Below are 6,667 nucleotides of genomic sequence, written 5' to 3'. Positions count from 1 at the left end.
TCGGCATCCAGCTGGCCACCGGCATCGTGCTGGCCATGCACTACGTGCCGCACGTGGATCACGCCTTCGCCTCCATCGAGCGCATCATGCGCGACGTGAACTACGGCTGGCTGATCCGCCACATGCACTCCAACGGGGCCTCGATGTTCTTCATCGCGGTCTACGCGCACATGTTCCGAGGCCTCTACTACGGCTCCTACAAGGCGCCTCGGGAACTGCTCTGGATCCTGGGCTGCGTGATCTACCTCCTGATGATGGCCACGGCCTTCATGGGGTATGTCCTCCCCTGGGGTCAGATGAGCTTCCACGGCGCCGTGGTGATCACCAACCTGTTCGGGGCCCTGCCCATCATCGGGGAATCCATCACCACCTGGCTGTGGGGCGGCTTTGCGGTCGACAACGCGACCCTGAACCGCTTCTTCTCGCTACACTACCTGCTGCCGTTCATGATCGCCGGCGTGGTGGTCCTGCATGTCTGGGCGCTGCATGTGACCGGGAACAACAACCCGGCGGGCGTTCAGGTGCAGTCCAAGGCCGACACGGTGCCCTTCCATCCGTACTATACGGTGAAGGACGGCTTCGCGATCGCGGTGTTCATGATCATGTTCGCCGCCTTCGTGTTCTTCAACCCGAACGCTCTGGGCCATCCGGACAACTATATCCCGGCCAATCCGCTGGTGACGCCGGCCCACATCGTGCCTGAATGGTACTTCCTGCCCTTCTACGCGATCCTGAGGGCGGTGCCGGACAAGCTGATGGGCGTCCTGATGATGTTCGGCGCCATCGCCGTGCTGTTCATCCTGCCCTGGCTGGACACCTCGCGGGTGAGGTCCTTGCGCTATCGTCCGACCACCCGGATGTATTTCTTCATCTTCGTGTTCGCCTGCTTCGTGCTCGGCCTCTGCGGCGCCCGGCTCCCGGACGAACCGGTCATTCCGGGCCTCAAGACCTTCCAGCTGATCGACGCCGATCTGAACTCGATGGTCTGGTTGTCGCGTGTCGCCACGGCCTACTACTTCGCGTACTTCCTGATCGTCCTGCCGGTTATGGGGCTCTCCGAAAAGCCTCTGCCCCAGCCTGAGTCGATCAGCGAGCCTGTATTGTCGCCGTCCGCCGCCGCTCCAGCCGGCGCCGTGGCCTCGCCCGAGAAGAGGGGTTGAGCCTGATGCTTCGCAAAGGTCTCGCCGTCGCCATGCTCGGACTCGCCCTTGTGGGCGGGCCGGCTCTGGCCGCCGGCTCCCAGAAAGAGCCCCGCACCGTCGACTGGAGCTTCTCCGGACCCTTCGGAACCTTTGATCGCGCCCAGCTCCAGCGGGGGTTCAAGGTCTACCGCGAGGTTTGCGCCGCCTGCCACTCCATGAACCTCATGTCGTTCCGGAACCTCGGACAGAAGGGTGGCCCCTTCTATGATCCGAAGTATCCGAACCCGAACGACAACCCCTACGTGAAGACCATCGCGAGGGAGTTTGAAGTCTCGGACATCGATCCCGAGACCGGGGATGTCGTGAAGCGGCCGGCCACTCCGGCGGACCGGTTCCCCGACCCCTATCCGAACGAAGCCGCCGCCCGCGCCGGAAACGGCGGGGCGCTGCCGCCGGATTTCTCGACCCTCTCAAAGGCGCGCAAGGGCGGGGCGGATTACGTGTACTCGCTGATGTCGGGCTATGTGACCCCGCCGCCGGGCCTGGAAGTGCCCAGTGGGCAGTATTACAACCCGTACATGTCCGGCGACGTCTCGGCCTTCTGGAAGGGTGAGGGGAAGGCGCCCAAGGGTGGTTTCATCGCCATGCCGCCCCAGCTCGCCCCTGACAAGGTGTCCTTCGACGATGGAACCAAGTCGACGATCGAACAGCAGTCCAAGGACGTGGCCGCCTTCATGGCCTGGGTCTCGGAGCCCAAGTTGGAAGAGCGCAAGGCCTTCGGGGTCGGCGCCATGGTCTATCTGCTGATCCTCGCCGGCCTGTTGTATGTCAGCTACCGGCGGATCTGGCGCAACGTCGCGCACTAGGTCGCTGCGAGACGATTGTTTCGGGGGCCGGTCGCCGCAAGGCGGCCGGCCCTTTCTTCTGGGCTCAGACGTTGAACCTGAAGTTCATGACGTCGCCGTCGTGGACGACGTAGTCCTTGCCCTCGGACCTGAAGCGCCCGGCCTCGCGGGCCCCGGCCTCGCCCCTGTGCCTGACGTAGTCGTCAAACGCTATGGTCTCGGCGCGGATGAAGCCCTTCTCGAAGTCCGTGTGGATGACGCCCGCGGCCTGGGGAGCGGTGGCTCCCACCGGAATGGTCCAGGCCCGCGCCTCCTTCGGACCGGCCGTAAAATAGGTCTGCAGGCCAAGCAGCGCATAGGCCTCGCGGATCAGCCGGTTCAGTCCCGGCTCATGCAGGCCCAGGGTCTCGAGGAACTCCGTCCGCTCCTCACGGTCGAGAAGGGCGATCTCGCTCTCGATCTGGGCGGAGATCACGACGCACTTGGCGTTGTCCCGGGCCGCCCGCTCGGCCACCTTCGCGGAGAAGGCGTTACCCTCGGCGGCGGATCCCTCGTCGACATTGCAGACATAGAGCGCCGGCTTTGCGGTCAGGAGCTGGAGCATCCTCCACCCCTTTTCTTCCCCGGCAGGAACCTTGGCCGCCCGGGTAGGCCGGCCCTCACGCAACTCGGCAAGGGCCAGGTTCATCAGGCCCAGCGTGGCGGCGGCCTCCTTGTCCCCCACCTTGGCGCGCTTCTCGAGGTTCACCACCCGCTTTTCGAGGCTCTCGAGGTCGGCCAGCATCAGCTCGGTCTCGATGATGTCCAGGTCGGAGATCGGGTCGATTCGGCCCTCGACGTGGGTGATGTCCTCGTTGACGAAGCAGCGCGAGACAAAGGCCACGGCGTCGCAGTCGCGGATATTGGCCAGGAACTGGTTGCCCAGCCCCTCGCCCTGGGCCGCGCCGCGGACCAGGCCGGCGACATCGACGAAGTTCATGCGGGCGGGGATGATCTCCTTCGACCCGGCGATGTCCGCCAGGGCTTCCAGCCGGGGTTCCGGGACTGCGACGTCGCCCACGTTCGGCTCAATGGTGCAGAAAGGGTAGTTCGCCGCCTGCGCGGCCGCCGTCTGGGTCAGGGCGTTGAACAGGGTCGACTTGCCGACATTGGGCAGGCCGACGATGGCGACTTTCAGGGCCATGACTCGGGACACTCCTCGGAACCAGAGGCGCGGCGACTAGCACGCGCCCGGATTTAGGTCACGCCGGATCGCCGGGCTTGCGGGGATCCAGCTTCTCGGCGGGGGCAAGGCGCATGACCGCAGCCTGAAACCGATCGTCTTCGCCCTGGGCGAGCAGGGGGGCGGCGTCCGCCAGGGCGTCCAGCAGGGCCGACACCCATCCTGCCTCGGTCTTGTGGAAGTCCGAGAGGACGTAGCCGTGCACCCGGTCCTTGTGCCCGGGGTGGCCTATGCCAAGACGCGCACGACGAAAGTCCGGACCGATGTGCGCCGTGACCGAGCGTACGCCGTTGTTGCCGGCCGCGCCGCCGCCCGTCTTCATGCGGAAGCGACCCGCGGCAAGGTCGATCTCGTCATAGAAGAGAACGAGGTCGGCTGGCGTGAGCTTGTAGAACTTCAGGGCGGCCGCGACCGATCGGCCGCTTTCGTTATAGAAGGTCTGGGGCTTGAGGATCAGGGCCTTCACCGGCCCTGCGGCGGTGTCGATGGTCCCCTCGCGGGCCAGACCCTGAAAGCGGCTCCGCTCGGGACCGAACGCCCAGCGGGAGGCGATGGCGTCCACGGCCCGGAAGCCGATGTTGTGGCGGTTGCCGGCATAGGCCGGCCCGGGATTGCCCTGACCCGCCAGGATCAGCATGGCGGGCCGTCGGCCGGGCCCTTAGGCCTCGGCGCCTTCCGCATTCGCGGCGGAGGCCGCAGCGGCAGAGCCCGCCACGGTGGCCACGACGACATCGCCCGACGCCGCCGGGGTGGCGCCTGCGGGCAGCTTCAGCGAACTGATGCGGATGGTCTCGCCGATATCGAGGCCGGTGAGGTCGTGGACGATTTCTTCGGGGATGTGATCCGCCGGGCAGTTCAGCTCGATCTCGTGCAGGACGATATTGAGCGTGCCGCCACGCTTTAGGCCAGGAGAGGCTTCGGAGTTGCGGAAATGGACCGGCACCGCAATACGGATCTGCTGGTGTGCGTCCACGCGGTAGAGATCAAAGTGCCACGGCGCGTCGGTGACCGGGTGCATGTCCACGGCCTTGGCGATGACCGGCTGGGCCTCCTCGCCATACTTGAGGGTCACCAGGTGGCCCAGGAGCTTGCCCGTAAAGAGCGCCTTGCGGAACTCATTGGCCCTGACGGCAATGGCCACGGGATCCTTGTCGCCGCCGTAGAGAACGCCGGGCACCTTGCCCTCCCGACGGGTGGCGCGGGCGCCGCCCGTGCCGGTGCGCTCGCGGACTTCGACGTTCAGAATGATATCGGCCATGGCCTTGCCTCGAAACGAAACCGCCGCGCGGACGCCGCGCGGCGACGGGTGACCCGCAAGGGGTCTAAGGGTGCGGCTAGATACACAAAACGCCCGCCCGTTGCAACGGCGGAGCCGCCGATGCGTCCGTGTTCTACTTCTTCTTGGCGGCGGGGCGCCGGACAGGGGGCTTGGCGGGCGTCTGGGGCCTGACCGTCGGGACGAACCGAGGCTCAAAGGGCTCCTTCTGTCCCGCCGCCCGGATCACGCATCGGCCGCTGTCCATCATGATGTGCTGCCCGAGGCAGAAGATATCCTCGTAGTAGGGCTTGGAGACCGCAAGGCACTGGTTGAGGTTCAGCTTGGTCATCCGTGCGCACCCGCCGATGTTCGGGTCCTGCATCACCGCCCCGACGGTTTCGTTGCGCATACCGCCGGCGTGTCCGAGGATCGCCATGGCGGCCACCGCCACCGCCCGTACGACGCTCTGGCTGTAAGGCGCTTCAACGGGACCTCCGGCCGGGCGTCGCCCTGCGGCGTGGGCCCTCAGGTCGGTCTCGGCCAGGTCGCTGTCGAACTGCACGGCGGACAGGGACTTGGCGGTGGCCAGACGCCCGGTGCGGTTGGCCACCTCGGCCTTTGACCAGGCCTGTCTCTGGACATCATAGGCGGACTGCTTCACGGCCTTGCCGGCGTCGTAGAGACGTTGGCCATCCTCCGCCAGGACCAGAGCGACCCGGCTGGCCGCCTCCCCGGATCCACGGATGGCCAGAACGTTATAGGGGTTGGCGGCCAGGCTGTCGGCCAGCTGCTGTCGCTGGACCTCGCCGATGGCCTGCGCCCGGACGCCCTCGACAAAGGTGGGGTCCTCGAGGGCGACGATCGCGCCATAGGCGATGGCGCCCTGCATGATCTGGCCCGGCTCGATGGCGCTGCCGGCCTCAACGGCCTTCGCCACCATGCCCCCGTTTGCGAAGGACGGCGAGATGGCCGAGACGCGGTCGATGAAGTTCCTGTAGGCCCCCGCCTGATCAACGATCCGGGGCCCCACCGTAACCTCGGGCGGCTTGCTCGGCGCAATGGTCGGCGCTGGGCGCTCGGGGCCACAGGCGGACAGCAGGGGCGTCGCCAGGGCGAGGGCGGCCAGTGTCAGGTGAAGGGATTTCGGGCGAAACATGCGCATGCGCTTGCCGGAGCCTTCCGTGGCGTGACCACTACTGAAGCGGATTATCGCCTGCTTCGGAATGGCGAGCAAACCCGACGCGTCAGTCAAAGAGTTTGGAGACCGATTCCTCGTTGGCGATCCGACGGACCGCCTCCCCGATGAGGCTGGCGCAGGTCACCACGCGGATCTTTGACGCCTGCGCCACTTCGGGCGTCGCCTCGATCGAGTCCGTGATGACCAGTTCCTTCAGGACCGAGTTCTCGACCCTTTGGTAGGCGGCGCCGGACAGCACCCCATGGGTGACATAGGCGGACACCTCCACTGCACCGGCGTCGATCAAGGACTGGGCGGCGTTGCAGAGGGTTCCCGCCGAGTCGACGATGTCGTCGAACAGGATCAGCCTGCGGCCTTCCACGTCGCCGATGATGTTGGCCACCTCGCTCTTGCCAGGCCCGGAACGGCGCTTGTCGACGATCGCCAGCTCGGCGTTGAGCCGGCTCGCCACGGCGAGGGCCCGGACGACGCCGCCCACGTCCGGAGACACGATGAGCAGCTCGTCCGTCCTTGAGTAGTTCGCCTTGATGTCGCTCGCCATGAGAGGGGCGGAGACAAGGTTGTCCGTCGGGATGTCGAAGAACCCCTGGATCTGGCCGGAGTGCAGGTCCATCGTCAGCACCCTGTCGGCCCCTGCGCGGGTGATCAGGTTGGCCACCAGCTTGGCCGAGATCGGCGTCCGGCCTCCCGTCTTCCTGTCCTGGCGGGCATATCCGAAGTACGGCATGACCGCTGTGATCCGCCGCGCTGACGCCCGCTTCAGGGCGTCGATGCAGATCAGCAGCTCCATCAGGTTGTCATTCGCCGGATAGCTGGTCGACTGGATGACGAAGACGTCCTCACCCCGGACATTCTCGTCGATGGCGACGAAGATCTCGTTGTCAGAGAACCGTTTGACCTGGGCCCGGGTCAGGGGCAGGTCCAGGTGCGAGGCGACCGCCTCCGCCAGGGTCCTGTTGGAGTTGCCCGCCAGCAGTTTCATTGCGACCCTCCGCCTCGTCT

At 66.2% G+C, this 6,667-nt stretch carries 7 protein-coding genes; 2 read left to right on the top strand and 5 right to left on the bottom strand.

What is annotated here, in order from left to right; translation table 11 throughout:
* Both INE98_RS06095 and INE98_RS06090 read left to right on the top strand, forming a co-directional pair.
* On the top strand, positions 1 to 1,160 hold a 1,160-nt coding region (locus INE98_RS06095; RefSeq protein WP_293537402.1), incomplete at its 5' end, for a cytochrome b/b6.
* A gap of 5 nt (positions 1,161 to 1,165) precedes the next feature.
* The gene (locus tag INE98_RS06090; protein ID WP_293537400.1) at positions 1,166 to 2,008 is read left to right on the top strand and encodes a cytochrome c1; all 843 of its coding nucleotides are present in this window, start codon (positions 1,166 to 1,168) and stop codon (positions 2,006 to 2,008) included.
* A gap of 64 nt (positions 2,009 to 2,072) precedes the next feature.
* On the opposite strand, the gene ychF is transcribed toward INE98_RS06090, so the two are convergent.
* The 5 genes from ychF to INE98_RS06065 form a co-directional block, all read right to left on the bottom strand.
* Complete coding sequence (gene ychF / locus INE98_RS06085) at positions 2,073 to 3,170, bottom strand: redox-regulated ATPase YchF (protein ID WP_293537399.1); 1,098 nt, start codon at positions 3,168 to 3,170, stop codon at positions 2,073 to 2,075.
* A gap of 58 nt (positions 3,171 to 3,228) precedes the next feature.
* On the bottom strand, positions 3,229 to 3,846 hold the full coding sequence (pth, locus tag INE98_RS06080; RefSeq protein WP_293537397.1) for an aminoacyl-tRNA hydrolase: 618 nt from the start codon (positions 3,844 to 3,846) through the stop codon (positions 3,229 to 3,231).
* Positions 3,847 to 3,867: 21 nt separating this feature from the next.
* The gene (locus INE98_RS06075; RefSeq protein ID WP_293537395.1) at positions 3,868 to 4,467 is read right to left on the bottom strand and encodes a 50S ribosomal protein L25/general stress protein Ctc; all 600 of its coding nucleotides are present in this window, start codon (positions 4,465 to 4,467) and stop codon (positions 3,868 to 3,870) included.
* A 133-nt stretch (positions 4,468 to 4,600) separates the two neighbouring features.
* A complete protein-coding gene (locus INE98_RS06070) occupies positions 4,601 to 5,629 on the bottom strand; it encodes a hypothetical protein (protein ID WP_293537394.1) in 1,029 nt (342 codons plus the stop codon).
* An 82-nt stretch (positions 5,630 to 5,711) separates the two neighbouring features.
* Positions 5,712 to 6,647 (bottom strand): ribose-phosphate pyrophosphokinase, encoded by a 936-nt coding sequence (locus tag INE98_RS06065; RefSeq protein ID WP_293537392.1) that lies wholly within the window; start codon positions 6,645 to 6,647, stop codon positions 5,712 to 5,714.
* Positions 6,648 to 6,667: the final 20 nt, after the last annotated feature.

Source organism: Phenylobacterium sp., from assembly GCF_020253645.1.
Lineage (GTDB): Bacteria > Pseudomonadota > Alphaproteobacteria > Caulobacterales > Caulobacteraceae > Phenylobacterium.
The sequence above is the reverse complement of the archived record's forward strand: the minus strand, read 5'-3'. Positions and strand labels throughout refer to the sequence as shown.

What these genes read in the sequence shown, in the direction of transcription:
- INE98_RS06090 (WP_293537400.1), top strand. Translation starts at nt 1,166, where the DNA reads ATGCTTCGCAAAGGTCTCGCCGTCGCCATGCTCGGACTCGCCCTTGTG.
- ychF (WP_293537399.1), bottom strand. Translation starts at nt 3,170, where the DNA reads ATGGCCCTGAAAGTCGCCATCGTCGGCCTGCCCAATGTCGGCAAGTCG.
- INE98_RS06070 (WP_293537394.1), bottom strand. Translation starts at nt 5,629, where the DNA reads ATGCGCATGTTTCGCCCGAAATCCCTTCACCTGACACTGGCCGCCCTC.
- INE98_RS06065 (WP_293537392.1), bottom strand. Translation starts at nt 6,647, where the DNA reads ATGAAACTGCTGGCGGGCAACTCCAACAGGACCCTGGCGGAGGCGGTC.
- pth (WP_293537397.1), bottom strand. Translation starts at nt 3,846, where the DNA reads ATGCTGATCCTGGCGGGTCAGGGCAATCCCGGGCCGGCCTATGCCGGC.
- INE98_RS06075 (WP_293537395.1), bottom strand. Translation starts at nt 4,467, where the DNA reads ATGGCCGATATCATTCTGAACGTCGAAGTCCGCGAGCGCACCGGCACG.